The organism is Hylemonella sp. P2_B10, from assembly GCF_056404875.1.
In genome coordinates, this window is record NZ_JBFUDE010000002.1 from 687,746 (window position 1) to 712,640 (window position 24,895).

The following is a 24,895-nucleotide window of genomic DNA, read 5'->3' on the forward strand; positions in this document are numbered from 1 at the left end:
GGTTCACTCCTTCCCGCCGGGCCAGGATTGGGATTGCGATTGGGACTGCGCCTTGGGCGGCGCTGGCGGCGGCCGCGTGGGGTCTTCGAGTATCCAGGTGTCCTTGGTGCCGCCGCCCTGCGACGAATTGACCACCAGCGAGCCCTCTTTAAGCGCCACGCGGGTCAGGCCGCCGGGCACCATCTGCACCTCCTTGCCGCTGAGCACGTAGGGCCGCAGGTCGATGTGGCGCGGCGCGATGCCGCTCTCGACGAAGGTGGGGCAGCTCGACAGGCTGAGCGTGGGCTGGGCGATGTAGCCGCTGGGGTTGGCCTCCAGTGCCTTGCGGAAATCCTCGATCTCGGCCTTGGTGGCGGCCGGCCCCACCAGCATGCCGTAGCCGCCGGCGCCGTGCACTTCCTTGACCACCAGGTCCTTCAGGTTGGCCAGCGTGTAGGCCAGGTCTTCCTTGTCGCGGCACATGTAGGTGGGCACGTTGTTCAAGATGGGTTTCTCGCCCAGGTAGAACTCGATCATCTTGGGCACGTAGGGGTAGATGGACTTGTCGTCCGCCACGCCGGTGCCCACCGCGTTGCAGATGCTGACGTGGCCGCTGCGGTACACATCCAGCAACCCGGCGCAACCCAGCGTGGAGCCGGGGCGGAACACGCTGGGGTCCAGGAAATCGTCGTCCACACGGCGGTAGATCACGTCCACCCGCTTGGGGCCGCGGGTGGTGCGCATGTACACAAAGCCGTCCTTGACGAACAAGTCCTGCCCCTCCACCAGCTCCACCCCCATCTGCTGGGCCAGGAAGGCGTGCTCGAAATAGGCGCTGTTGTACATGCCGGGCGTCAGCACCACCACGGTGGGCTCGGCGGTGGTGGCGGGGCTGGAGGCGCGCAGGGTTTCCAGCAGCAGATCAGGGTAGTGGTCGATGGGTGCCACGCGGTGCGCGTTGAACAGCGCCGGGAACAGCCGCATCATCATCTTGCGGTCTTCCAGCATGTAGCTGACGCCGCTGGGCACGCGCAGGTTGTCCTCCAGCACGTAGTACTCGCCCTCACCCTTGGCATTGGGCGCGCGCACGATGTCTATGCCCGAGATGTGCGAGTAGATCTGGTTGGGCACGTCCACGCCCATCATCTCGCGGCGGAACTGGGCGTTGTCCAGCACCTGCTCGGTGGGGATGACGCCGGCCTTCAGGATTTCCTGCCCGTGGTAGACGTCATGCACGAAGCGGTTCAGCGCGGTGACCCGCTGCACCAGGCCTTTTTCCATGCTGTCCCATTCGTGGGCCGGGATGATTCGCGGAATCAGGTCGAACGGGATCAGCCGCTCGGTGCCGGCGCCGGTCTCGTCCTTTTCGCCGTAGACGGCAAAGGTGATGCCCACCCGGCGGAAGATCACTTCCGCCTCCTCGCGCCGCTGCGCCATCATGTCGCCGGGCTGGCGGGCCAGCCAGGCGTCGTAGATCTTGTAGTGCTCGCGGACGTTGGCACCCTCAGAGAAAAACTCGTAGGGCAGCTTGGTGTACATCTCGTCGAATTTCTGCATAAGCATCCCCATTCATAACCAACTTAGCAAGCTTTGAGCCAACCCCTGCCTCAGGGTACACCATGCTGCCAGTAGCGGGCCTGCGCCAAGCGCTGGCACTGCACCTGTTCGGGTTGGTCTGAGCGCCACAGCGACGCACCACAATGGGGCGAGTCTATGACATCGGCATGATGTTGCACATAGCGCTGCACCACCGGCGCCGCCGGGTGGCCAAAGCGGTTGCGGTAGCCCGCCTGCACCAGCACGAAGCGCGGCGTCACCGCGTCCAGCAGGCCATCGCTGCTGGAGGTCTTGCTGCCGTGGTGCGGCGCCAGCAGCACGTCGGCGCGCAGCGTGCCACCAGCCGCCTCGGCACGGGCCAGCAGCAGCGCCTCCTGCGACGCCTCCAGGTCACCGGCCAGCAAGGCGGCCTGGCGGCCATTGCTGATGCGCAGCGTGCAGCTCATGGCGTTGGGCTTTTGCGCGCTGCCGTAGTCGGTGGCCAGCGGGTGCAGCAGCTCGAAATCCACGCCATCCCACTGCCAGCGCTGGCCAGCCTGACAGCGGCTGACGGCGTGCAAGGCGCGCAAAGCGTGGTCATCCTCGATGGAGCTGAGCACCTCGACCTGCGGCTGCATGGCCAGCACGGCGGCGGCGCCGCCCACGTGGTCGCTGTCGCGGTGGCTCAGCACCAGCGTGTCCAGCCGCACGTCCAGCGCGCGCAGCAGCGGCACCAGCACGCGGTGGCCGGCATCGCTCTCGCGCGAGAAACGCGGCCCGGCGTCGTACAGCAAGGCGTGGTGGGCGGTACGCACCAGCACGGCATTGCCCTGGCCGACGTCGGCCGCCAACAGCTCAAATTGACCGGGTGGCGGCGTGGGCGCGCTCCACAGCAGCGCCGGCAGCAGCAGTGGCAGGCCCAGCAGCCGCAAACGCCAGGGCCAGCGCAGCACCAGCAGCACGCCGCCCAGCACACCCACCGTGCCGGCCCAGGCGGGTGCCTGCGCCATGCTCAGCGTGGCCCAGGGCCATTGCAGCAGCAGGTTGAGGTAGCCGGCCAGCATCTGCACCGCCCAGGCGGCGGCGTCCCACAACGGCGCCACCAACACCCCCAGCATGGCCAGCGGCGTCACCACCAGCGTGACCCAGGGAATGGCCAGCGCATTGGCCACCAGCCCCACCAGCGACACCTGGCCGAACAGCAGCAGCGTCAGCGGCGCCAGCGCGATGGTGATCACCCACTGCTCGCGCAACGCCTTGCCAGCATGCGCCGACAATCGGCGCAGCGGATGGGTGCCGGCGGAGTTTGGCGCGGCGCCCGTGCCCGGGTCAGCGGCAAACAGGATGCCCACGGCCACAAAGCTGAGCCAGAAGCCGGCCTGCAGCAGTGCCCAGGGGTCCAGCGCCACCACCACCGCGCAGGCCAGCAGCCAGACCTGCGTCCACGGCCAGCGCAGCGCGAACAGCCGCAGCAGGCTGACCGTGGCCAGCATGCAGATGGTGCGCTGCGAGGGCACGCCCCAGCCGCTGAACAACGCATAGGCGCTGGCCAGCAGCACGCCGCCCAGCAGGCCGGCGTGCACGGCCGGCAACCACAGGCACAGGCGAGCCGAGCGCCGCCACAGCCAGCCCAGCAGCAGCGATGCGCCCCAGGCAAACATCGTGATGTGCAGCCCACTGATGCTGACCAGGTGCGCCACCCCGGTGGCGCGGAACACGTCCCAATCCGCGCGGTCTATCGCGCTCTGGTCGCCCACCACCAGCGCGGCCACCACACCGGCGCGGCGCGCCTGCTCGCGCAACTGGCGGCCGAAGTCTTCATCGGCATCCTCAGGCGCGCCCGTCGGGCGGGCGGCCAGGTGCTGGAAGATCGCATCCCGCACCCGCTGGCGCGCGCGCTCCAGCGGGTGCCCGCCGGTTTGCCCCAGGCGCTGCGGCGGCGCGTCGTGCGGCCCGGCGCGCACGTAACCGGTGGCCTGCAGACCCTGCTCCCACATCCACAGCTCGAAATCAAAGCCATGCGGGTTGGCGCCGCCGTGCGGCGCCTTCAGCCGCACTGTCAGCAGCCAGCGCTCGCCAGCCTGCAGGGCCGGAGGCCGCAGGGTGCCACCGGTACCACCGCCACCGCCAGGGGCGCCATACAGCGCGCCGTAGTACCAGGACAGGTAGATGCCCGAAGGCAAAGGCACGGCCTGGCCATCCAGCGTGGCGGACTCCACATCGAGGCGAAAGCGCAGCGCAGCGTCATTGCGCTGCGGCATGGCGGCTACCACGCCGACCACCCGCAGGTCACGCCCCTCCAGGGCGCTCGGCATGGCAGCGGCCTGGAAGCTGGCAGCACGCAGGCCGGTCAGCGCAAAGGCCAGCAGTGCCACGCCCAACGCCATGCACAGGCCAGCCGCCCAGACCGGTCTGTGCCTACGCAGCAGCCCCACCGCCAGAGCGGCCAGCACCACTGCCCCCACCACCAGCACAGCATAGGTTCCGGCACCGGACAAGCTGGGCTGAAACAGCTGCGCGGCTGTGCCGACCACCCAGGCCAGCAAGGCGGGCAACATCAGCACCACCAGACTGGCGGTGGCTGCGCTGGGGAGAACGGCTGAAGGGGCAGCGGAAGGCTCACGCACACCCCATGCTAACGTGGCGGATCACTAGAATTCGCACCACATCCACACATCCGGGGAGAGCCATTTGGCCACCACGCTGCAACAGCACCGCGACTTCTACGCCCAACTGGTGGTGGGCGGCACGGGTGCGCAGGACGCGCGGCTGACCGCCGCCTTTTCCAGCGTGGCGCGCGAGGACTACCTGGGCCCCGGCCCCTGGCCCATCTATGCCGGCGCGAGCTACATCCCCACGGTGTCTGCCGACCCGGCCCTGCTGTACCAAGACGTGCTGGTGGGGCTGGCACCCGAGCGCGGCATCAACAACGGCCAGCCCAGCCTGCATGCGCGCTGCCTGGCGGCCTGCGCGCCTGTGCCGGGCGAGACGGTGCTGCACATTGGCGCCGGCACTGGTTACTACACGGCCATCCTGGCCGAGCTGGTGGGCCCCACCGGCCAGGTGATCGCCTATGAGATCGAGGCCGATCTGGCCCAACGCGCCAGCGTCAACCTGGCCAAGCTGAAGCAGGTGCGGGTGGCCAGCGCTTCCGGCAGCAGCGGCGCGCTGCCACGCGCCGATGTCGTCTATGTGAACGCCGGCGCCACCCACCCGCTGCCCGCCTGGCTGGACGCCCTGAAGCCCGGCGGCCGCCTGGTGTTCCCGCTGACGCCGGACGAAGGCTTCGGCTGCATGCCGCTGATCACCCGGCTTGGGGAGCGCCAGGACGTGTATGCCGCCCAACTGCTGGCCCGCGTGTCCTTCATCGCCTGCGCAGGCGCGCGTGACCAGGCCATGGCGCGCTCACTGGCGCAGGCGGTCCAGGGCCAACCCATACACACGGTGCGCTCGTTGCACCGTGGCACGCCACCGGACGCCAGCGCCTGGTGCATGGGCGAAGGCTGGTGGCTGTCCACTGCCGAGCCACGCTGACCGGTACAAACGCCACCATGACCACACCCGCGCCCCGTCTGCGCATCAGCAGCAACCCAGCCGACATGGACGTCGCGCTGATCCACCGTTTCCTGTCGCAACAGTCCACCTGGGCCTGGGGCATCCCGTTGGCCACGCTGCAACGGGCGATGGCGCATTCCCTGTGCTTCGGCGGTTTCCTGGGGCCCGACCAGATTGCCTTTGCGCGCGTGGTCACCGACCGCGCCACCTTCGCCAACCTGGTGGATGTGTTCGTGCTGCCCGAACACCGGGGCCAGGGCCACAGCAAGGCGCTGATGCAGGCGGTGTTGCACCATGCCGATTTACAAGGCCTGCGGCGCTTCACGCTGGCCACGCGCGACGCCCATGCGCTGTACGCGCAATTCGGCTTCACGGCACCGCTGAAGCCAGAAACGCTGATGGAGCGCTACGCCCCGGACGTCTACAACCAGCCGGCCGGGCCAAAGAAAGGCGACGCCTGACGTGAAAGTGCTGATCACTGGCTCCTCTGGCCGCATAGGTGGCGCCATCTGCGCCCAGCTGCGCCAGGACGGCCACCAGGTGCTGGGCCTGGACCGGCTGCCATCCCCCCACACCACGCTGCTGGCCGACATAACCGACCTGGCGCCGCTGCGCGCCGCCTTGGAAGGTGTGCAAGCCGTCGTCCACAGCGCCGCGTTGCACGCACCCCATGTGGGCACCATGGCCGACGCCGAGTTTGAACGTGTCAACGTGCAGGCCACGCGCAACCTGGCCACATTGGCCTTGCAACTCGGCGTGCAACGCTTCGTGTTCACCAGCACCACCGCGCTGTACGGCGCCATGCCCACGCCGGACGGCCGCGCGGCCTGGGTGACCGAGGCCACAGACCCTCAACCCAAGACCATCTACCACCGCAGCAAGCTGGCCGCCGAGCAGGTGCTGCGCGACGCGGCCGAACGGGAGGGCTTGGCCGTCACCGTGCTGCGCATGTCGCGTTGCTTCCCCGAGGCCGCGCCGCTGATGGCTGTCTACCGGTTGCACCGGGGGGTGGACGCGCGCGACGTGGCAGTTGCCCATGTGCTGGCCTTGGCGCAGTCACAGCCCGGCTACCGGGGCTATGTGGTGTCCGGCGCAACACCGTTCCTGCCTGAAGACGCGGCGGGACTGACGAGCGACGCGCCGGCAGTGCTGCGCCAGCGCGCACCGGCCTTGGTGCAAGCGTTCACCGAACGTGGCTGGCCGCTACCGGCCCGCGTGGACCGCGTCTACGACTCGGCGCTGGCACAGCGCGAACTGGGCTGGCAACCCCGCCATGGTTATGCCGAGGTGCTGCGCCAATGGGATGCACGCAGCCCCGAAATACTGCCGCCCTGAGCGGCATGCCGGGCGGGCTGCGTCCCCACACGGCCCGCGCAGTGTCACGCAAATTGCCGCCACAATAACGCCCATGTACACCCTCTACTACTCCCCCGGCAGCGCCAGCATGGTGGTGCACCTGGCCCTGCTGGAAATCGGCGCGCCGCACGAACTGGTCAAGTTGAACCTGGACGCCAAAGAGCAGCACGCCCCCGCCTACCTGAAACTGAACCCGCATGGCGTGGTGCCCACGCTGCTGATCGATGGCCGCGTCATCACCGAATCCGCCGGCCTGCTGATGCTGCTGGCCGAACGCCACCCCGACAGCGCGCTGGCGCCCGCCGTGGGCACGCCGCAGCGCGAGGCCTGGTACCAGTGGATCACCTACCTGAGCAACACGCTGGCCTCCACCTACCGGCTGTGGTTCTACCCGAACGACCTGGGCTGTGCAGAGCACCCACCCGAACTGCGCGCCGCGCTGCAACGCAAGATCGAAAGCGTGTGGGACCGGCTGGACGCCCACCTGGCAGCCCACGGCCCCTACCTGCTGGGCCAGCAGTTCTCTGGCGCCGACCTGCTGCTGACCATGTTGATGCGCTGGTCGCGCAACATGCCCCACCCGGCGCTGGAATGGCCGGCGTTGAAAGAATTGGCCCAACGCGTGCGCGCGCGGCCCAGCTGGCAAACGCTGTATCAGCGTGAAGGCCTGACTGAGTGGAATAACTGAAGCCTGCACCGGCAGGCTAAGAGCGCGGGCTTCAGCTCACGAGGAAGCCGCGTTTTACCTGGGGGCGGCCCGGCGGCAAAGCCAGGCCTCAATCCTCGTCAAACAAACCCGGCTCACCACCCATCCGCGCGCGCTCGATCTGCAGCATGCGCAGCTTGGTGTCTACCCCGCCAGGTGCGGAAAACCCGCCCGAGCGGGAGCCGGCGGCCAGCACCCGGTGGCAGGGCACCACCGGCGCGAACGGGTTGGCACCCAATGCCTGGCCCACGGCGCGGGCGGCGCCGGGCTCGCCCAGGTGGGCCGCCATCTCGCCATAGGTCAGCGTGCGCCCGGGTGGTATGGCGCGCGCCAGCGCGTAAACGCGCTGGTGAAAGGGGGGCACGCCCTGCATGTCCAGCACCAGATCCTGCAGATCGTCGCGCGCACCCTGTAGCAGCGCGGTGATGCGGGTGATGGCCTGCTGCACGTGGTCAGGCGGCGTGGCCTGCGGCGCATCGGGAAAGCTGTGCCGCATGCGCGCACGCGTCTGCGCCTCGCCGGCACCGGGCAGTTGCACCCCCACCAGACCGCGCTCACCCCAGGCGATGCCGCAGTGGCCTATGGGCGTGGCAAACAGCGCAAAACCCAGGGCTGCCGAAGTGGTCGCATAGCCTGTCATCTGGCAATGCTAGCATCCGCCCATGGCCAACCAAGCGGTGCGCGACCTTGACCAGTTGCTGCAGACCCTGGAGCCCCAGCTGAACCCGGGCGTCCAGGTGTTCGTGCGCCTGCCGTTGGATACCAGCCTGGCGACCGTGGCCTCACTCACGCCATTGGCCACTTTCCGCGAGGCTGAGGGCCTGACCTTGGTGCTGGACGAAGCCGCTGCGGCCCAGGACGGCCTGCCTGTGCTGTTTCGCGCCGCCTGGATCACCCTGAACGTGCACTCCGACCTGCATGCCGTGGGCCTGACCGCCGCCGTCGCCACGGCGCTGGTGCAAGCCGGCATCTCCTGCAATGTGCTGGCCGCCGCCTGCCACGACCACTTGTTCGTGCCGGTGGAACTGGCGCAGCAGGCGCTGGCCTGTCTGCGCGACTTGCAGCACCACAGCATGGCCGGCGCGGCCGTGGCCGCCAGCCCCGCCTGACAGCGGCCACGTATCCACCATGGCAGGCTACTCAGGCACACCGCTGGCCGGCAAACTGGGCATCAAGCCCGGCTGCCGGCTGGTGCATGTCAACGCGCCCGCGCACCTGATGGACCTGCTGGCGCCACTGCCTGCGGACGTGGCCTTGGCCACCCAGCCCTCGGCCAGCACCACGCTGCTGCATCTGTTCACCACCAGCCGCGCGGAGTTGGGCCAGCTGTTGGCGCAGTACCGCCAGTTGCTCAACCCCGAGGGCGTGGTCTGGGTCTCGTGGCCCAAGAAGGCGGCTAAAGTACAGACAGACGTCACCGAGGACACGGTGCGCGAACTGGCCTTGCCGCTGGGCTGGGTGGACATCAAGGTCTGCGCGGTGGACGAAGTTTGGTCCGGCCTGAAACTGGTGGTGCGCAAGGAGTTGCGCTGAGCCGCCCACACCATCTGCAGCACACACAAGGAAAATCTCATGCCCCAGGTCAGCGGCCACTTTGAAGTCAAGCTTACCCCCCAGCAAAGCGGCGACAAGAACGCCGACGCGGTGGTCGGCCTCCTGTCCATCAGCAAGCAGTTCCACGGCCCGCTGCAGGCCAGCAGCAGCGGCCACATGCTGGCGGTCGGCACGGAGGTCAAGGGCTCGGCCGGCTATGTGGCCATGGAGCGCGTCAGCGGCAACCTGCAGGGCCGGGACGGCAGCTTCGCCTTGCAGCACAGCGGCACCATGAACCGTGGCGTGCCCACGCTGATGGTCACCGTGGTGCCCGACTCCGGCACCGGCGCGTTGACGGGCATCAGCGGCCACCTGGGCATACGCATCGAAACCGACCAGCATTTCTATGATTTCAGCTATGAATTGCCACCCGCAAGCTGAATTGGCGTGGAAATTGCGTAAGCTCACCATCAGCCACTGACAGCCCCGGCCCCGCCCTCCTACCGAGAAGACAGCCCATGTCCATCCACGTCGCCCTGAACCACGTCACGCACTACCAGTACGACAGGCCGATCAACCTCGGGCCGCACGTGGTGCGGCTGCGCCCGGCGCCGCACAGCCGCAGCCACGTCATCTCGTATTCGCTGAAGGTGGAGCCGGCGCAGCACTTCATCAACTGGCAGCAGGACCCGTTTGCCAACTACCAGGCGCGCCTGGTGTTTCCGGAGAAAACCCGGGAATTCAAGGTCACCGTGGACCTGGTGGTGGAGATGGCGGTGTACAACCCGTTCGATTTCTTCCTTGAGCCCGCAGCGGAGAAGTTCCCGTTCAAGTACGAGCCGCTGGTGGCCCTGGAGTTGGCGCCCTACCTGGCCATGGAACCGCTGACACCGCTGCTGAAAGCCTACCTGGACAAGGTGGACCGGCGCGAGCGCCGCACCATCGACTTCCTGGTGGCGCTGAACCACCAGTTGAGCCAGGACATCAAGTACCTGATCCGCATGGAGCCGGGCGTGCAGACACCCGAGGAAACACTGAAGCTGGCCTCCGGCTCCTGCCGCGACTCCGGCTGGCTGCTGGTGCAACTGTTGCGCCACTGCGGGCTGGCGGCGCGCTTCGTCTCCGGCTACCTGATACAGCTGAAACCCGACGTCAAGTCGCTGGACGGCCCCAGCGGCACCGAGGTGGACTTCACCGACCTGCACGCCTGGTGCGAGGTCTACCTGCCCGGCGCCGGCTGGATAGGGCTGGACGCCACCTCGGGCCTGCTGGCCGGCGAAGGCCATGTGCCGCTGGCCTGCACGCCGCAGCCGGCCGGCGCCGCGCCCATAGAGGGCGCACTGGACAAGGCCGAGGTGACCTTCGCCCACCACATGCAGGTGACGCGCATCTACGAGTCGCCCCGCGTCACCAAGCCTTACACCGAGGAGCAGTGGGCCAAGGTCATGGCGCTGGGCGACCAGGTGGACGAGCAGTTGCAGGCCGGCGATGTGCGCCTGACCATGGGTGGCGAGCCCACCTTCGTGGCCGTGGGCGACCGCGACGCGGCCGAGTGGAACACCGATGCGCTGGGCCCCACCAAACGCGGCTTTGCCACCGAGCTGACCAAGAAGCTGCGCGACGAATACGGCCGCGGCGGTTTCCTGCACTTCGGCCAGGGCAAGTGGTACCCCGGCGAGCAGTTGCCGCGCTGGGCGCTGGGCATCTACTGGCGCGCCGATGGCCAGCCGGTGTGGCGCAACCCGGCGCTGTTTGCCGACGAGCGCGACCCCAGCCACTACACCAGCGCGGATGCACAGCGCTTCATCGTCGGCCTGACGGCCAGGCTGAACCTGAGCAGCCAGTACATCCAGCCTGGCTATGAGGACACCTGGTACTACCTGTGGCGCGAGCGCCGCCTGCCGGTCAACGTGGACCCGTTCCAGTCCAAGCTGGACGACGAGATGGAGCGTGCCCGCCTGCGCCGGGTGTTCGAGCAGAAGCTGGACACCGTGGTGGGTTATGTGCTGCCTGTCGCCGTGGCCAACGGCCCGCGCCTGGGCGGCCCCACCTGGGTCACCGGCCCCTGGTTCTTCCGCGACGAGCGCATGTACCTGATGCCGGGCGACTCGCCCATGGGCTACCGCCTGCCGCTGGATTCGCTGCCCTGGGCCAGCCAGGCCGACTACCCCTACATGGTGGAGCAGGACCCCAGCGCGCCACGCGCGGCGCTGGCCCCTGCCGGCAGCTATTTCGCCCGCTACAGCGGGCTTGCGGGTGCACCGGCGGTTGGGACGCGGCAAGCCCCGGGGACCGGCACGCCGTCCTACCTGTCAGGCAGCGGCCCGCAACCCGAAGCCGCGCGCCGCATGCAGTCTGGCATGGGTTCGCCCAGCGGCGCGGGCGATGTGTCGGCCAATGCCCAGTCGGTGACGCAGTCACAGCCTGAGGGCTTTGTGCGCGTGCCCGACCGCTTCGAGTCCGCCCACTGGATCACCCGCACCGCGCTGTGCGTGGAGGTGCGCGACCCGCGCCGTGCCAACGGCCCCAAGGCGGAGGCGGTGGGCGAGAAATACGGCGTCATCTACGTCTTCATGCCGCCGCTGGAGCGGCTGGAAGACTACCTGGACCTGCTGGCCGCGCTGGAAGCCACGGCGCAGGCGCAGGGCGTGAAGATCGTGCTGGAAGGCTACCCGCCGCCGCGCGACCCGCGCCTGAAATTGCTGGCCGTGACACCCGACCCCGGCGTCATCGAGGTCAACATCCATCCCGCCAACAACTGGCACGAGCTGGTGACGCACACCGAGTTCCTGTACAACGCGGCGTTCGAGTCGCGCCTGTCGGCCGAGAAGTTCATGACCGATGGCCGCCACACCGGCACCGGCGGCGGCAACCACTTCGTGCTGGGCGGCGCCACGCCCACCGACAGCCCCTTCCTGCGCCGCCCCGAACTGCTGGCCAGCCTGTTGCTGTACTGGCACAACCACCCGTCGTTGAGCTACATGTTCAGTGGCATGTTCATCGGCCCCACCAGCCAGTCGCCCCGGGTGGACGAGGCGCGCAACGACCAGCTGTACGAGCTGGAAATCGCGCTGCAGGAAATCCGCCGCAACCGCCAGGTCTATGGCCAGAGCATGCCGCCTTGGCTGGTGGACCGCACGCTGCGCAACATCCTGATCGACGTCACCGGCAACACACACCGCAGCGAGTTCTCCATCGACAAGATGTACTCGCCCGACTCGGCCACCGGCCGCCTGGGCCTGCTGGAGCTGCGCGCCTTCGAGATGCCGCCGCACGCGCGCATGAGCATCGCCCAGCAGTTGCTGATGCGCGCGCTGGTGGCGCGCTTCTGGGACACGCCCTACAGCGTGCCGGTGACGCGCTGGGGCACCGAGCTGCATGACCGCATGCTGCTGCCCACGTTCATCAAGATGGACTTCGACGACATCATCACCGAGATGCAGCAGGCCGGTTATGCGTTCGACCACGCCTGGTTCGCGCCGCATTTCGAATTCCGCTTCCCGCTGGTGGGCCAGGTGGCGTGCAGCGGCATTGAGCTGACGCTGCGCAACGCATTAGAGCCCTGGCATGTGATGGGCGAGGAAGGTGCCCCCGGCGGCACCGCGCGCTATGTGGATTCGTCGCTGGAACGCATCGAGGTGCGCGCCACCGGCATGAACCCCAGCCGCTACGCCATCACCTGCAATGGCGCGCCACTGCCCATGCAAAACACCGGCACTGCCGGCGAGTTTGTCGCCGGCGTGCGCTACAAGGCCTGGAACCCGCCGTCATCCCTGCACCCCAGCATAGGCGTGCACGCACCGCTGGTGTTCGACATCGTGGACACCTGGATGCAGCGCTCGGTAGGCGGCTGCCAGTACCACGTGGTGCACCCGGGTGGGCGCAGTTACGACAGCTTCCCGGTGAATGCCTTCGAGGCCGAAAGCCGCCGCCTGGCGCGCTTCTGGCCGATGGGGCACACGCCGGGCAAGCTCGCCGCCCTGCCGCCCGCGATCGATGTGCAAGGCAGCAAGGAATTCCCGTTCACGCGGGATTTGCGGCGACGTTCTTGAACCCGAGCGCGATGGCCAGCGCCTGCAAGGTCTCGACCTGCCAAGCAAATTCGCCATCAAACGCCGACGGGTCGTTGACCGCATAGCGGCCATACGCATAGACGACGGCATAAGCGCTGTAGCTGGCGGCGTCCAGCGCCTTGGCCGCAAGCGCGGCGGCCACCGCATAGGTGGCGGACACAGCGGCGTGGTCGGTGCCGTCTATCGAGGGCGAGCCTTTGTGGCTGTTGGCGATGCGGGCAATGTCCTGGCGTGCCTGCTCGTAACTGGCCCGGTCGGTGCGGCCGGCGACGAAGTCACGCAGCACGTCCAGGCAGGTGCGGGCGTCGGCCTGCTCCAGCAGGTGGCGCACCCGTTCGCCGCAGGCACTGCAAAACGCCAAGCGCAGGGCCTCGTGCTCGGGTTGGTCTAACCCCAGTTCACGTGCCAGGGCGGTGAGTTGTGGGTTCATGGCCAGGGCGCCTCCTGAAGGCAACTTTACCCCAAGGCCCCGCGCAAACTCAGGCCGTGTAGTAGCCCAGGAACATCTGCACCGCGGTTTCCACCACCTGCTGCTGCTGCTCAGGCGTCAACGGCGGCTGGCCCAGCGTGACCTGGGGCCAGAACGCGAAGCCTTTGACCAGGCCGTGCAACTGGTGGGCCGCGAACACCGGGTCCACGGGTTTGAGCCGGCCGTCCGTCACGGCGGCGCGCAGCCACACGGTCAGCCCCTCTTCGCGGTCACCCAGGCGGGCCACCATGTCGCGCGCGCGCTCAGGCGAGTGGATGACTTCGGCAATCGCCACGCGCGACAGGTCGATGAAGTTGACGTCGTCCAGCATGCGCATCTTGCGCTGCAGCAGCTCGCGCAGTTGCTCGTCCAGTGGGCGCTCGCGGTCATAGGCCGGGTCCGGCTGGGCCTGGCTGCTTTGCCACAGCTGGCGCAGGATTTCGGCGAACAGCGCCTCCTTGCTGGGGAAGTGGTTGTACACCGTGCGCTTGGAGACGCCTGCACTGGCGGCCACCTTGTCCATGCTGGTGGCGTCAAAGCCGTTGGCGCGGAACTCGGCAATCGCCGCCTGCACGATGGCCTGGCGCTTGCGGTCGGTCAAGCGCTCGGTGCTGGGGTTGTCGGCGTCATCGGCGGTCATGCGCCAATTTTACACTGGTCAGTTTACTTTTATAAATAACTACACTACACTGTGCAGTGTAATTCCTGGAACCCTGTTCAGAAAGCACTGCCATGGCCTTCTCCTCATCCCCCAGCCGCACCCTGCCCTGCCCCGCGCAGGCCCCCGATTACAGCAGCTCGCCGCAATGGCGCGACGGCAAGTTCCGCAACCTGACGCCGCCGCCGGCCACCACCCTGGGCCAGACGGCGAAGCTGATCTGGGACATGGTGTTCAACAAGCCGTCCAACACGGTACCGGCCGGCAGCATCCCGGTGCAGGCGCTGACCCGCGACGCCCTGCTGGCCGCGCCGGACGGCAGCCTGTACCGGCTGGGCCACTCCACGCTGCTGCTGAAGCTGCGCGGCGGCTTCTGGCTGACGGACCCGGTGTTTTCCGAGCGCGCGTTCCCGGTCCAGTGGGCCGGCCCCAGGCGCTTTCACGCGCCACCCATCGCCATCAGCGAGCTGCCGGAGATTGAAGGCGTGATCCTGTCGCACGACCATTTCGACCATCTGGACCGCGACGCCGTCCTGCAATTGGCCGGCAAGACGCGCCACTTCATCACGCCGCTGGGCGTGGGCGACCGGCTGGTGGCCTGGGGGGTGGACGCCGGCAAGGTGCGCCAACTGGACTGGTGGCAGACCACGCAGGCAGGCGGCCTGCGCCTGACTGCCACGCCGGCCCAGCACTTCTCCGGCCGCAGCCTGAAGGACGGCAACCAGACGCTGTGGGCTTCGTGGGTGATCCAGGACGATGCGCTGCGCGTGTTCTTCAGCGGCGACACCGGTTACTTCGACGGCTTCAAGCAGATTGGCGACAAGTACGGTCCGTTTGACGTCACGCTGCTGGAAACCGGTGCCTACGACGCCCGGTGGCCCTATGTGCACATGCAGCCGGAGGAGACGCTGCAGGCCCACCTGGACCTGCGCGGACGCTGGTTGCTGCCCATCCACAACGGCACCTTCGATCTGGCAATGCACGCCTGGCACGAGCCCTTCGACCGCCTGATGACGCTGGCCTGGAACCGCTGCGTGGCCATGAGCACGCCCATGATGGGCGAACGGCTGGACCTGCGCGCCCCCCACGCCGGCAACCCCTGGTGGCTGGAAGTGCAGGCCTGAAACAATGGGCTGGGGCTAAATCCCCAGCCAGCGAAACGCCAGCGGCATCAGCAGCGCCGCCAGCAGCACCTGCAGGCCCAGCGCCATGCCGGCATAGGCGCCGGCATCGGGGTGCACCTGCAGCGCCCGTGCCGCACCTATGCCGTGCGAGGCCGTGCCCAGCGCGAAACCGCGCACCGCCCAGCTGCGTATGCCCAACAGGTTGAACAGGTAGCGGCCCGACAAGGCGCCCACCAGGCCGGTGACCACCGCGAACACCGCCGCCAGCGCCGGCACGCCCCCGATGCGCTCGGCAATGCCCATGGCCACCGGCGCCGTCACCGATTTGGGCGCCAGCGAATGCAGCACCTCGTGCGGCAAATCCAGCGCCCAGCCGATCATCCATGCGCTGCCGGCCGCCGCCGTGCCACCGGCCAGCGCCGCCAGCACCAGCGCCAGGCCCCGTTTGCGCACCTCGGCGCGGCGCTGCCACAGCGGCCAGCCCAGGGCCACCACCGCCGGCCCCAGCAGTACATGCACAAACTGCGCGCCGGCAAAATAGGTGGGGTAAGGCGTGCGGGTGAGCAGCAGTACGCAGCCTATGCACACCACCGACCACAGCACCGGGTTGGCCCAGGGCGCGCGCCCGGTGCGCTCATAGGCAGCCTGGGCCAGCACGTAAGTGGCCAGCGTGGCCGTCAGGCCAAACAACGGCGTGGAGGCCAGGTAGACCCACAGCTGCACGAAGTCAGCCATGGTCGCCCTCCCCTTTCTGTTCTTCGTCGGCAGCGGGCAACAGCGCGCGCAGCACCAGCGCCGTGACAGCCAAGCCGACCCAGGTGGACAGCACGATGACCAGCAGCAACTGCCAGCCGTAACGCGACACCAGCGCCAGGTGGGTGATCACGCCCACCCCCACCGGCACGAACAGCAGCGACAGGTGCGACAGCAGCAGCTCAGCCGTCGCCGCCACCGGCTCGCGCACCCAGGTGAGTTGCAGCGCCGGCAGCACCAACAGCATGCCCACCACCGGGCCTGGGAACGGCAGCGCCAGCGCGTGCGTCAGGCCCTCGCCGGCCGCTTGCAGCAGCAGCAGCAGGGCCAGACCGCGCAGCGCTAGCATGGCTGGCTCACAAAGGCAGCCCGTCCAGGGTGGCGTAGGCGCCCTTCAGCCAGGTCTTCACGCGCTGGCGCTCCAGCATGCCCAGCGCGTCGTCGCCATCGCGGGCATTGCAGGCGGCCCAGAAGCTGGCGTTCTGGCGGTCTATCTTGCGCATGCTGGCTTCGTGCAACGGCGCCAGGCTGATGACCCGGCCGCCCAGGGCCAGCGCCTTCTTCATCGCAGGTGAGGCGTCCAGCTGCGAAAAATCGCTGCCCCGGCCGTGGTTTTTCACCACGATGTAGTTGGGGCCGGCGCCGTAGGTGGCAACCAGGCGGTCCAGCAGATCGACGGAATCCTTGCCCGCATCGGCCACGTGCCAGAAGTTCACGGTGATGCCCATGCTGGCCAGCAACGCCAGCAGGTCGGAATCCCGGATCCAGCGCGCCAGCGGCGCGGCGGTCTGCGCGGCCAGGTCCACGATGACGCTGGGTTGCCGGCCCTGCGCAGGCAGGTCCTCAAACACCGTGGCAATGGCGTCCAGGCCTTCGTAGCTGTCCACCACCACCGGTGCGGCATAGTCGGCATAGAAACGGGTGAACGAGGTGTGCGAGCGGTCGGTGTCGAAACCCGTGAAGGGCAGGCCCTTGTCAATGAAATACTGCGCCAGCACCCGGGCCGCCACCGATTTGCCCACGCCGCCTTTTTCGCCGCCGATGAAGTTCAGTGAACTCATGAGTGTCCTGTGTGTTGGGGCCGTGCATGCCAGCCACGCCGGCTTGCAGGGTGCCAAGCAAGAAGCATGCGGGCCATGCAGCGACTACCCCGTCTGGGCTGTGGCCTTGTGCCAGCGCGCGGCCCACTGGGTGAAAGGCTGCATCGCCACCAGCAGCTCGCGACCCCAATCGGTCAGCGCGTAGCCCTGGCCGGCCGTGTGCTCCACCAACTGCGCCTCACGCAGCTCGGACAGGCGCACGTTCAACACCGAGGATGACAACTCCGAGCAGGCCTCTTGCAGCGCGCGAAAGGTGGCCGGCCGCTCGCGCAACTCCCACAGGATGCGCATGCTCCAGCGCTTGTGGAACAGCGCGATGGCGGCGTTGATGCCGTCCTTGGCATTTTGCGTTTGCCGGGCGGCTTTGACGGGAATGTCCTGCATGCTTCTACTTTAGCAGCATTTGGGTTAGCATTGCTTCTTTTTCAGAAGCATGGAGCAACGCAATGCACGACCCCACCCCCCGCATCCAACCGGCCAGCGAGCCGCTCACCGGCCCACTGGCCACACAAATGGCCAGGCTGCTGCCGCCGGGCATGCCGGCGCCGCAACTGTTCTTGAGCGTGGCGCGCAACGCCGGCCTGTTCGGCTTCATGGTCGATTCGGGCTGGATAGGCCCCACCGGCCTGCTGGACCGCCGCACGCTGGAGAAGGACCTGCGCGAAACCGTGATCCTGCGCACCTGCGTGGCGGCACGCAACGACTATGAGTTCAACCTGCACGTGCAGACCATCTCGGCGCGCATGGGGCTGTCAACCGCGCAGATCAACGATGTGCGTCAGCCGCAGCTGGACGCCGCGCTGTGGAACCCGCGCCAGCTAAGCGCCTGCGCGCTGGTGGACGCACTGGTGCCAGGGCTGCAACTGCCCGACGTGGTGTATGACCAGGCGCGCGCCCACTTCAGCGAGGAAGAATTGATAGACCTGACCCAGCTGACCGGCCTGTACACCGGCGTGGCCATGCTGGTGGCGCTGATACGGCCGCGATTTGACCGCTACCGGCCGGAACGGGTGCTGGCGCGGGCTTGAAGGCTCGCTCGCAATGCTGCACGAGGCGCTATCAGGCTGGCGCCATCACCACGGCGTTACGCCCGCTGGCCTTGGCGCGGTACAGCGCCGCATCTGCCCGCTGCAACAAGCTGTCATTGCTTTCGTGGGGTAGCGTCGCCACCGCCACGCCAAAACTGGCAGTGATGGACACCGGCCGGCCTTCCCATTGCAGCGGGTGGCTGGCCAGCGCCGAGCGCAGCCGCTCTGCCGCCAAGGCGGCACCGTCCTGCCCGGTCATGGGCAGCAGCAGCATGAACTCCTCGCCGCCATAGCGGCCCAGCACGTCGATGTCGCGCAGGTCGCTGCCAAGCAGCGCCGTTGCATGCTTCAGCGCGGCATCGCCGCCGGCGTGGCCTAGGCTGTCGTTGATGCGCTTGAAGTGGTCCAGGTCCGCCATCAGCAGCGCAAATGGCTGGCCGCCGCGCCGCAGCCGGTGGCGCTCGGCGGTGAGGCGCTGGTCCATGGCGCGGCGGTTGTAGACGCCGGTCAAGCCGTCGTGCTGGGCCAGCTTGTGGATGCGCATCACCATGCGGCCAATGCTGATGCCCACCAGGCAGGCGTTGATGCCCAGCACGAAGAACATGATGAAGAAAATCGTCGCCGGGCTGCCCTGCAGCGGCAACGGGGCCTGCGGGGTGCCCGCCTGGCCCAGGAGCACCACGGCACCGCGTGCCAGGTAAACCAGGCCGCCCAGGCCGAAGGGCGCGGCCAGCAGCAAGCCAGCCCAGCGCGTGAACTCGCCGCGCAAACCGGCGGCGATGTCGCGGCACATCTGCAGCAGCAATAGCCCCGCCACCAGCGTGGTGGCCAGCGTCACGATCAGCAGAGGGTCGGCATGCCAGGCGTTGAACAGGCTGGCCAACAGCATCACCCCAAGCAGGGCCGCGTGCCGGCGCAGCGTGGCCGCACGCCCCAGCATCACATGCAAGGCATTGCTGAGCACGATGTAGGCCAGCACCGTGGTCAGGCCCACGCCGTGGATGGCCAGGCCATCCAGGCTGCCCTGCCCGCGCCGCGCGATCAGCAGCACGGACATGCCAAGCAGCACGTCGGCACCGGCCATGCGCAGGGTCACGGCCGGCATGATGCGCAACAGCAGGCCCACCACCAGCCAAGCCAGCGCAGATACCCCCATCAGCAGGCCCCCGGCCTGGTACAGCGTGATGGCGTTGAACGCCAGGTTCATGACGCTACCGCCTCCGTGACCACCTGGTTGCGGCCACCGGCCTTGGCGGCGTACAAGGCCTGATCGGCACGCTTGAGCAGCGCGTCATCGCTGTCCGGCGGGCTGTGGGCCAGGGCCACGCCAAAACTGGCTCTCAGCGCCAGCGCCTGTGCATGCGCCTGCGCGGCCCAGGGCAGGGGCGCCTGCACCAGCGCCAGCCGCAGCCGCTCGGCCATCTGGGCAGCACCGGCCAGATCGGTCATGGGCAGCAGCACCATGAACTCCTCGCCGCCAAAGCGCGCCAGCAGGTCTTGCTGGCGCAAGGCGGCACCTACGGTGTTTGCAGCATGCTTGAGCGCGGCGTCGCCTGCGGCATGGCCCAGGCGGTCGTTGATCTGCTTGAAATGGTCCAGGTCGAAGAGAATGACGGCAAACGCCGGGCCGCCGCGCAGCATGCGCTTGCGCTCGGATTCCAGGGCGTCGGTGGCGGCGCGCCGGTTGTGCGCGCCGGTCAAGCCATCACGGTTAGCCAAGTCGCGCGCGCGCAGCACCAGCCGCGTCAGCGCCAGGCCAATCATGGACAGGTTGATCAGCAGCGCGCCCACCAGCAGGGGCCACAGCGTCTGCGCCATCAGGCTGCCATCCATCTCCGTGCTGCCAACCCGCTGCGGAAAGGCCATGACCAGCAGGCCACGCACCAGCAGGAACAGGCCCACCAGCCCCACCGGCAGCAGCACCGAAGCGATCAGGGCGCGCCCGAACTGCGGCCGGAGCACGCGCAGGCATTCCTGCGTTGCGCGCAGCAGCACGACACCACTGAACAGAGAACGCAGGATGCCCCGGTATCCCGCGCTGGAGGCATCCGGCGCCACCGCATACAGCAGCAGCGCTGCCAGCACCACCATGCCGCGGCTTTCCAAGTGAGTGATGGGCAGGCCACACAGCCGCTGCATGCCCGAGCGGATCAGCGTCAGCCCGCCCAGCATGGCAAGGTCCGAGCCCGGGTAGTACCAGTAGCTGGCCGCGTCGCCGCGCTGGGCTTGCAACAGGGTGGTCACGAGCAACAGCGCGTTGCCCATCGCAAAGCGCAGCGAAGCCACCCTGGCCACGCGCAGCGGCAGGCCAATGAGGGTCCAGGTCAGCGCCGCGCAAGCCGCCACCAGCGAGATGACGGCCAGCAGCGTGACAACCGAACTCCCGCCGCCGTTCATGAGGCGGCCGCGGTGGGGTGATAAGCCTGAAGCATGTCTGGATGCATTCGCTGCGACGTTGCTAGGTGATCGCTTCTAGCTTCTAGTCTACCGCCCCTGATTTCAGTTATCAAAGTCCTAAACTCGGGCCATGTTCCAGCGCTGCCCCAAATGCGGCCATCACCCATTGCCGGCCAACCAGGCCTTGCCTGAGGCCTGCCCGGCTTGCGGGGTGATCCTGGCCAAACTGGCGCAGGGCGCGCAACGCCAACCACCGGCACCTGCCGCCGCCGATGTCCTCATCGAGGATGAAGATGACCAAGCCCACGGCGACCCCACCACCTGGTGGCCGCGCACTGCACTGCTCGCCGGCTTCGCGTTGTGGGGCATTGACCTGATGCGCCTGGACTACCGGGATGGCGAGATCAACCAGTCCTTCATCCACCGCCCTTTGTTGATCTTTCACGAAGCCGGCCACGTGCTGTTCATGCCGTTTGGCGAATGGATGACCGTCTTGGGTGGCTCGTTGTTCCAGTTGCTGATGCCGGCCATCCTGGCTGGCGCATTGTTGTTCAAAAACCGCGACCACTTTGGCGCTGCCATAGCCATCTGGCTGCTGGGCGTGTCCTTGCTGGACTTGGCGCCGTATGTGTACGACGCGCTGCACCCGCAGCTGACGTTGCTGAACGGCAGCACCGGCGAGGAAGGCGGGCACGACTGGATCTACCTGCTGTCCTCCATGAACCTGCTGGCCAGTGCCCAGCGGCTGGGTGCGCTGGTCCACGCGCTGGGTGCCGGGGTGGTGCTGGCGGCGCTGGGCTGGGCCGGGCGGGTGCTATGGCGCCAGCGTCAGCGCCTGGGCGGGCACTGACCCCAGGAAAGCCTCGGCAGGCACCGGCCGCCCGAACAGGTAACCCTGGAAGGCATGGCAGCCGGTTTCCAAAAGAAACTTGCGCTGCTCCTCGGTCTCCACCCCCTCTGCAATCACCGCCAGGCCCAGGCTGTGGCCCAGGGTGACGATGGCGCGCACGATGGCCAGATCATTGGCGTCGATGAAGATGTCGCGCACGAAGGACTGGTCCACCTTCAACTGCTCCAGCGGCAGCCGCTTCAGGTAGGACAGCGACGAATAGCCGGTGCCGAAGTCGTCCAGCGAGAAGCGCACACCGGTGGGTATCAGTGCATTCATCTTGGCGATGATCCAGTCCACGTCCCTGACCAGCACGGTCTCGGTCAGCTCCAGCTTCAGCTGGCGCGGGTTCACATCGGTGTACTCGAGCACCATCAACACGTTGTCCACGAAACCGGGGTCGTGGAACTGGCGCGCGCTGATGTTGACCGACAGCGTCAGGTGCGCGGCAGCAGGCTGGTCGGCCCAGCGCCGCAACTGCATGCAGGCGGCTTCCAGCACCCACTGGCCCAGCGGCACGATCAGCCCGGTCTCCTCGGCCAGCGGGATGAACTCGCCCGGCGGTACCATGCCGCGCTGCGGGTGGCGCCAGCGCACCAAGGCCTCGGCGCCCACCATGGCGCCGGTGGCATCTACCTGGGGCTGGAAATGCAGCACGAACTGGTCGTGCGCCAAGGCCTGGCGCAGATCGGCTTCGAGCGCAGCATGGGCGGTCACCGCCTCCTGCATGGCGGGGTCGAAAAACCGCACCGCGTTGCGCCCAGCGGCCTTGGACTGGTACATGGCCAGGTCGGCCTGTTTCAGCAGCTCTTCGACCGGCACGTCCTGCCCCTGGAACAGGCACACGCCGATGCTGGGTGTGCTGTGGTGCTCCTTGCAGTCCAGCAGGTAAGGCTGGTTCAGCGCTGCCAGCACCTTGCTGGCCAGCACCTCGGTGCGCTCCGCCGCTTCCAGCGCATGCGGGCCCAGCCCCTCCAGCAGCACCACGAATTCGTCACCCCCCAGGCGGGCCACCGTGTCGGCCTCGCGCAGGCAACTGGCAATGCGCAGCGCCACCTGGGCCAGCAGCAGGTCGCCCACGTCATGGCCGCGGGTGTCGTTGAGTTTCTTGAAATTGTCCAGGTCGATGAACAGCAGCGCTCCGCAATTGGCGGTGCGCCCGCTGGTGGCCAGCGCGTGGCGCAGCCGGTCCATCAGCAAGCGGCGGTTGGGCAGGCTGGTCAGCGGGTCATAGAAGGCCAGGTTGCGGATCTCCTCCTCGGCCAGCTTGCGCTCGGTGATGTCCATCAGTGCGAACACGTGGTGCGTGACCTCTTCGGCCTGCGACACCACGGCCGTCACCGACAACCACAGGGGAAAGGTGTCGCCGCTCTTGCGCCGGGTCCAGATCTCGCCTTCCCACGAGCCCTTGTGCCGCGCCGACTGGACGATGCTGTTGTAGAAATCCTCATCGTGGTCCACCGCCTTGAACATGTCGGGCTTGCGACCAATCACCTCGGCTGCCTCGTAACCCGTGATCTGCATGAAGGCCCGGTTGACGCGCAGGATGGTCTGCTGCGCATCGGTGATGAACATGCCCTGCTGCGACTCGAAGGCGGCGGCAGCCACGCGCAACTCCTGCTCCTGGCCTTCGGTCTTGCGCCGGGCCGCCTCCATCGCGCTGTAGGCGCCGGCGTTGTCCAGTGCGATGGCGCCATAAGCACACAACGTGCGGAAGATGGAGCATTCGCGCTCGCCGTAGGCTCTGGGCCGCTGCGACTGGATGGTCATCACCCCCAGCAGCCGCTTGCCCACTTCCAGGGGTGCAAACAGCATGCTCATGGTGGGCACGGTGCCGGGTATGGTCTTGGTGTCGTGCTCGCCCTCGGACTTGTCGATGACGATCTCGCGCCGTTCGCGTGCGCAGCGCGAGATGCTGGAGCTGGGGTGGTTGACCGCTCGGGCGATCATCGGGTGTGGCAGCCCGCCATCGATACCAAAGGCGGTGGACAGCACCTGCCCATCGGCATCCAGCAGGTAGATGACGAAAGAATCCGCGTCCAGCAGCCGGCTGACATGGCGCAGCAGCGCGTCGAACACAGCATTGGCATCCAGGCTGCCGGTGATCTCGCGGCCGATCTGGCCCAGCGTCTCCAGCGTGGCATTGGTTTCCTGCAGCGTCACGGCCAGGCGCTTGTGCTGGTCGCTTTCAGCCTGGGCGCGCTCGATCTCATGGCGTATCTGCATGGCCAGCGCGCGCTTTTGTGCCTCCTCCATGCGCGCCTGGTTGCGCGCAGCAGTGGCCTTCAACGCGTACTCATAAGCGGCCTGGTAGCCACCGCTGGCGGCATGGGCACCCGCCACCTGGTTGAGCAACTCCACCGGCAGCGCGTAACCGGCCACGGCGTCAGCCAGCTTCAAGGCCTGCTGCAGCCAGTGCAGCGTGGCGGTGGGCGCGGTCATGCCAGCCGGTGGCGGCAGCGCATGGTCACGATGCAGCTCGGCAAACACCTGCAGCGCCTTGATCTGCTCGTCCGCATTGCCCATGCCGCGCGCCAGTTCCAGCGCCTGGGCCAGCTTGTGCTGCGCCTCCTGCGCCCGCCCGGTGCGGGACAGGCACAGCGCCTGGCCACGCCAGGCTTTCATCTGCAGGTCAGGCTCGTTGTGGGCGCTGGAGCCATGCTCCAGCTGCACGAACCAGTCCAGCGCTTCGGCATGGGCACCCATGTCCACAGCCAACTCCCCCAGGCTGCCCATCACCTGCTCCTGGTTGCGCGAGCCGGCCAGCGCCTGCATCACCTCCAGCGCTTCGCGCAGGAAGGCACGCGCCTCGTCAAACCGCCCCAGTTGGCGCAGCACGTCACCCACCTGCTTCAGGCACACGCCCATGCTGCCGGGCCAACCTGTGCCGCGGGCCATGGCCAGCGCACGCTCACTCCACTCCAGCGCGGCATCCAGGTCGCCCAACGTGGCCAGGCCCTCGGCGGCGTTGACGGCGCACACCAGGGCCTGGCGGATCTGGCCGCTGTCACGGGTATTTCGAAAGGCCTGCAGGTCGTATTTGATGGCGGCGCCGGGGTCGTCCGTCAGCGCCGCCACATGCGCCTGGGCCATCATGATCCAGGTGTTGACCAGCGTGTGGTGCGCGTCGGCCTCACGAAACGCCTCTGCCAGACGCGCGGCGACAGCGGCCGGATCGGCAAACGCGGTCTGTGCCAGCGTGCGCGCCGACACAATATCCACCCGCAGCGTATCGCCGGCCGCCTGGTAGTACACCAGCGCGCGTTCCAGGCTGGCCACCAGCTCGGCGCGGTTGCCCCGGTCCTGCCAGATGACGCCCAGCAGCCAGCAGCCATCGCCCGCCCCCAGCGCGTCTTGCAGCTGCTCGAAGCTGGCGATCGCGGCCTGGGTTTGTTTGAGCGCGCCTTCCAGATCGGCAAACAGGGCCGCCACTTCGGCGCGCACCAAAAGCAGGCGCGCCCTTTGGCGGCCGCGCTCAGGCGCCCCGGCAGGAAGCCCGATGAGCAGGTCCTCTGCCTCCTGCGCGAGTTGCTGGGCACGCAGGCAATCGCGCTGCCGCAGGTGCCAGGCCAGCGGCACCAGCACGGCCAGGCGTTCCGAGCCATGCGACGCTGCCAATTGGCCTTCCAGCGCGGCAACCTCGTCATCCCCAACGAACAGATCCAGAAAGGAACTCGGCATGATGTCGGCTTGTCCTGCGGGAGGCGTCAATGCTCGCCGCTGTTATAGCATGTGATCG

General features: G+C 67.9%; 23 protein-coding genes. 11 read left to right on the plus strand and 12 right to left on the minus strand.

What is annotated here, in order from left to right:
• Positions 1-3 precede the first annotated feature (3 nt).
• Together AC1DX2_RS10995 and AC1DX2_RS11000 are read right to left on the minus strand one after the other, a co-directional pair.
• Positions 4-1,536 carry a circularly permuted type 2 ATP-grasp protein gene (locus tag AC1DX2_RS10995; protein ID WP_477196382.1) on the minus strand — a complete coding sequence of 511 codons (1,533 nt, stop codon included), beginning with the start codon at positions 1,534-1,536 and terminating at the stop codon, positions 4-6.
• 50 nt (positions 1,537-1,586) lie between these two features.
• Positions 1,587-4,073, minus strand: coding sequence for a DNA internalization-related competence protein ComEC/Rec2 (locus tag AC1DX2_RS11000; RefSeq protein ID WP_477196668.1), 2,487 nt, complete (start codon positions 4,071-4,073; stop codon positions 1,587-1,589).
• A 133-nt stretch (positions 4,074-4,206) separates the two neighbouring features.
• Here AC1DX2_RS11000 and AC1DX2_RS11005 point away from each other — a divergent pair, with 133 nt between their 5' ends.
• The 4 genes from AC1DX2_RS11005 (at position 4,207) to AC1DX2_RS11020 (ending at position 7,114) form a co-directional block, all read left to right on the plus strand.
• A complete protein-coding gene (locus AC1DX2_RS11005; protein WP_477196383.1) occupies positions 4,207-5,049 on the plus strand; it encodes a protein-L-isoaspartate O-methyltransferase family protein in 843 nt (280 codons plus the stop codon).
• Positions 5,050-5,066: 17 nt separating this feature from the next.
• Positions 5,067-5,531 (plus strand): GNAT family N-acetyltransferase, encoded by a 465-nt coding sequence (locus AC1DX2_RS11010; protein WP_477196384.1) that lies wholly within the window; start codon positions 5,067-5,069, stop codon positions 5,529-5,531.
• Position 5,532: 1 nt separating this feature from the next.
• Positions 5,533-6,405: an NAD-dependent epimerase/dehydratase family protein gene (locus AC1DX2_RS11015; protein WP_477196385.1), complete on the plus strand. Its 873-nt coding sequence runs from the start codon at positions 5,533-5,535 to the stop codon at positions 6,403-6,405.
• A gap of 73 nt (positions 6,406-6,478) precedes the next feature.
• Positions 6,479-7,114, plus strand: coding sequence for a glutathione S-transferase family protein (locus tag AC1DX2_RS11020; RefSeq protein WP_477196386.1), 636 nt, complete (start codon positions 6,479-6,481; stop codon positions 7,112-7,114).
• Between the two features lie 88 nt (positions 7,115-7,202).
• On the opposite strand, the gene AC1DX2_RS11025 is transcribed toward AC1DX2_RS11020, so the two are convergent.
• Positions 7,203-7,772 (minus strand): methylated-DNA--[protein]-cysteine S-methyltransferase, encoded by a 570-nt coding sequence (locus tag AC1DX2_RS11025; protein ID WP_477196387.1) that lies wholly within the window; start codon positions 7,770-7,772, stop codon positions 7,203-7,205.
• Between the two features lie 22 nt (positions 7,773-7,794).
• Here AC1DX2_RS11025 and AC1DX2_RS11030 point away from each other — a divergent pair, with 22 nt between their 5' ends.
• The 4 genes from AC1DX2_RS11030 to AC1DX2_RS11045 all read left to right on the plus strand — a co-directional run bounded on the left by AC1DX2_RS11030 (position 7,795) and on the right by AC1DX2_RS11045 (position 12,717).
• Positions 7,795-8,241, plus strand: coding sequence for an ACT domain-containing protein (locus AC1DX2_RS11030; protein ID WP_477196388.1), 447 nt, complete (start codon positions 7,795-7,797; stop codon positions 8,239-8,241).
• A gap of 19 nt (positions 8,242-8,260) precedes the next feature.
• Complete coding sequence (locus tag AC1DX2_RS11035; RefSeq protein WP_477196389.1) at positions 8,261-8,665, plus strand: DUF3052 domain-containing protein; 405 nt, start codon at positions 8,261-8,263, stop codon at positions 8,663-8,665.
• 39 nt (positions 8,666-8,704) lie between these two features.
• On the plus strand, positions 8,705-9,106 hold the full coding sequence (locus AC1DX2_RS11040; RefSeq protein WP_477196390.1) for a DUF3224 domain-containing protein: 402 nt from the start codon (positions 8,705-8,707) through the stop codon (positions 9,104-9,106).
• 77 nt (positions 9,107-9,183) lie between these two features.
• On the plus strand, positions 9,184-12,717 hold the full coding sequence (locus AC1DX2_RS11045; RefSeq protein ID WP_477196391.1) for a transglutaminase family protein: 3,534 nt from the start codon (positions 9,184-9,186) through the stop codon (positions 12,715-12,717).
• Here the strand turns inward: AC1DX2_RS11045 and AC1DX2_RS11050 are convergent.
• Positions 12,689-13,168: a hypothetical protein gene (locus tag AC1DX2_RS11050; protein ID WP_477196392.1), complete on the minus strand. Its 480-nt coding sequence runs from the start codon at positions 13,166-13,168 to the stop codon at positions 12,689-12,691. The two genes, AC1DX2_RS11045 and AC1DX2_RS11050, sit on opposite strands and share 29 nt — an antisense overlap.
• Positions 13,169-13,217: 49 nt before the next feature.
• Positions 13,218-13,847, minus strand: coding sequence for a TetR/AcrR family transcriptional regulator (locus tag AC1DX2_RS11055; protein WP_477196393.1), 630 nt, complete (start codon positions 13,845-13,847; stop codon positions 13,218-13,220).
• A 92-nt stretch (positions 13,848-13,939) separates the two neighbouring features.
• Here AC1DX2_RS11055 and AC1DX2_RS11060 point away from each other — a divergent pair, with 92 nt between their 5' ends.
• The gene (locus AC1DX2_RS11060; RefSeq protein ID WP_477196394.1) at positions 13,940-14,989 is read left to right on the plus strand and encodes an MBL fold metallo-hydrolase; all 1,050 of its coding nucleotides are present in this window, start codon (positions 13,940-13,942) and stop codon (positions 14,987-14,989) included.
• Between the two features lie 15 nt (positions 14,990-15,004).
• On the opposite strand, the gene AC1DX2_RS11065 is transcribed toward AC1DX2_RS11060, so the two are convergent.
• The 4 genes from AC1DX2_RS11065 to AC1DX2_RS11080 all read right to left on the minus strand — a co-directional run bounded on the left by AC1DX2_RS11065 (position 15,005) and on the right by AC1DX2_RS11080 (position 17,226).
• Complete coding sequence (locus AC1DX2_RS11065; protein ID WP_477196395.1) at positions 15,005-15,724, minus strand: LrgB family protein; 720 nt, start codon at positions 15,722-15,724, stop codon at positions 15,005-15,007.
• A complete protein-coding gene (locus AC1DX2_RS11070; protein ID WP_477196396.1) occupies positions 15,717-16,091 on the minus strand; it encodes a CidA/LrgA family protein in 375 nt (124 codons plus the stop codon). Before AC1DX2_RS11070 ends, AC1DX2_RS11065 begins: the two co-directional genes overlap by 8 nt.
• A 7-nt stretch (positions 16,092-16,098) precedes the next feature.
• Positions 16,099-16,803: a P-loop NTPase family protein gene (locus AC1DX2_RS11075; RefSeq protein WP_477196397.1), complete on the minus strand. Its 705-nt coding sequence runs from the start codon at positions 16,801-16,803 to the stop codon at positions 16,099-16,101.
• A gap of 84 nt (positions 16,804-16,887) precedes the next feature.
• Positions 16,888-17,226, minus strand: coding sequence for a winged helix-turn-helix transcriptional regulator (locus tag AC1DX2_RS11080; protein ID WP_477196398.1), 339 nt, complete (start codon positions 17,224-17,226; stop codon positions 16,888-16,890).
• Between the two features lie 62 nt (positions 17,227-17,288).
• Here AC1DX2_RS11080 and AC1DX2_RS11085 point away from each other — a divergent pair, with 62 nt between their 5' ends.
• Complete coding sequence (locus AC1DX2_RS11085; protein ID WP_477196399.1) at positions 17,289-17,870, plus strand: carboxymuconolactone decarboxylase family protein; 582 nt, start codon at positions 17,289-17,291, stop codon at positions 17,868-17,870.
• Between the two features lie 31 nt (positions 17,871-17,901).
• Here the strand turns inward: AC1DX2_RS11085 and AC1DX2_RS11090 are convergent, their stop codons facing one another.
• Both AC1DX2_RS11090 and AC1DX2_RS11095 read right to left on the minus strand, forming a co-directional pair.
• Entirely contained in the window at positions 17,902-19,077 is a 1,176-nt protein-coding gene (locus tag AC1DX2_RS11090) for a GGDEF domain-containing protein (protein ID WP_477196400.1), read from the minus strand.
• A complete protein-coding gene (locus AC1DX2_RS11095) occupies positions 19,074-20,267 on the minus strand; it encodes a GGDEF domain-containing protein (protein WP_477196401.1) in 1,194 nt (397 codons plus the stop codon). The genes AC1DX2_RS11090 and AC1DX2_RS11095 overlap by 4 nt, the downstream gene beginning before the upstream one ends.
• A 130-nt stretch (positions 20,268-20,397) precedes the next feature.
• Between AC1DX2_RS11095 and AC1DX2_RS11100 the strand changes: the two genes are divergently transcribed.
• Positions 20,398-21,117 (plus strand): hypothetical protein, encoded by a 720-nt coding sequence (locus AC1DX2_RS11100; RefSeq protein WP_477196402.1) that lies wholly within the window; start codon positions 20,398-20,400, stop codon positions 21,115-21,117.
• On the opposite strand, the gene AC1DX2_RS11105 is transcribed toward AC1DX2_RS11100, so the two are convergent.
• Complete coding sequence (locus tag AC1DX2_RS11105) at positions 21,082-24,837, minus strand: EAL domain-containing protein (RefSeq protein ID WP_477196403.1); 3,756 nt, start codon at positions 24,835-24,837, stop codon at positions 21,082-21,084. The two genes, AC1DX2_RS11100 and AC1DX2_RS11105, sit on opposite strands and share 36 nt — an antisense overlap.
• Positions 24,838-24,895: the final 58 nt, after the last annotated feature.

Coding starts and splice junctions, on each gene's coding strand:
- AC1DX2_RS11025 (WP_477196387.1), bottom strand. CDS start 7,772: ATGACAGGCTATGCGACCACTTCGGCAGCCCTGGGTTTTGCGCTGTTT.
- AC1DX2_RS11085 (WP_477196399.1), top strand. CDS start 17,289: ATGCACGACCCCACCCCCCGCATCCAACCGGCCAGCGAGCCGCTCACC.
- AC1DX2_RS11045 (WP_477196391.1), top strand. CDS start 9,184: ATGTCCATCCACGTCGCCCTGAACCACGTCACGCACTACCAGTACGAC.
- AC1DX2_RS11030 (WP_477196388.1), top strand. CDS start 7,795: ATGGCCAACCAAGCGGTGCGCGACCTTGACCAGTTGCTGCAGACCCTG.
- AC1DX2_RS11035 (WP_477196389.1), top strand. CDS start 8,261: ATGGCAGGCTACTCAGGCACACCGCTGGCCGGCAAACTGGGCATCAAG.
- AC1DX2_RS10995 (WP_477196382.1), bottom strand. CDS start 1,536: ATGCAGAAATTCGACGAGATGTACACCAAGCTGCCCTACGAGTTTTTC.
- AC1DX2_RS11010 (WP_477196384.1), top strand. CDS start 5,067: ATGACCACACCCGCGCCCCGTCTGCGCATCAGCAGCAACCCAGCCGAC.
- AC1DX2_RS11055 (WP_477196393.1), bottom strand. CDS start 13,847: ATGACCGCCGATGACGCCGACAACCCCAGCACCGAGCGCTTGACCGAC.
- AC1DX2_RS11040 (WP_477196390.1), top strand. CDS start 8,705: ATGCCCCAGGTCAGCGGCCACTTTGAAGTCAAGCTTACCCCCCAGCAA.
- AC1DX2_RS11050 (WP_477196392.1), bottom strand. CDS start 13,168: ATGAACCCACAACTCACCGCCCTGGCACGTGAACTGGGGTTAGACCAA.
- AC1DX2_RS11080 (WP_477196398.1), bottom strand. CDS start 17,226: ATGCAGGACATTCCCGTCAAAGCCGCCCGGCAAACGCAAAATGCCAAG.
- AC1DX2_RS11070 (WP_477196396.1), bottom strand. CDS start 16,091: ATGCTAGCGCTGCGCGGTCTGGCCCTGCTGCTGCTGCTGCAAGCGGCC.
- AC1DX2_RS11105 (WP_477196403.1), bottom strand. CDS start 24,837: ATGCCGAGTTCCTTTCTGGATCTGTTCGTTGGGGATGACGAGGTTGCC.
- AC1DX2_RS11060 (WP_477196394.1), top strand. CDS start 13,940: ATGGCCTTCTCCTCATCCCCCAGCCGCACCCTGCCCTGCCCCGCGCAG.
- AC1DX2_RS11075 (WP_477196397.1), bottom strand. CDS start 16,803: ATGAGTTCACTGAACTTCATCGGCGGCGAAAAAGGCGGCGTGGGCAAA.
- AC1DX2_RS11000 (WP_477196668.1), bottom strand. CDS start 4,073: ATGTTGCCCGCCTTGCTGGCCTGGGTGGTCGGCACAGCCGCGCAGCTG.
- AC1DX2_RS11090 (WP_477196400.1), bottom strand. CDS start 19,077: ATGAACCTGGCGTTCAACGCCATCACGCTGTACCAGGCCGGGGGCCTG.
- AC1DX2_RS11020 (WP_477196386.1), top strand. CDS start 6,479: ATGTACACCCTCTACTACTCCCCCGGCAGCGCCAGCATGGTGGTGCAC.
- AC1DX2_RS11065 (WP_477196395.1), bottom strand. CDS start 15,724: ATGGCTGACTTCGTGCAGCTGTGGGTCTACCTGGCCTCCACGCCGTTG.
- AC1DX2_RS11100 (WP_477196402.1), top strand. CDS start 20,398: ATGTTCCAGCGCTGCCCCAAATGCGGCCATCACCCATTGCCGGCCAAC.
- AC1DX2_RS11095 (WP_477196401.1), bottom strand. CDS start 20,267: ATGAACGGCGGCGGGAGTTCGGTTGTCACGCTGCTGGCCGTCATCTCG.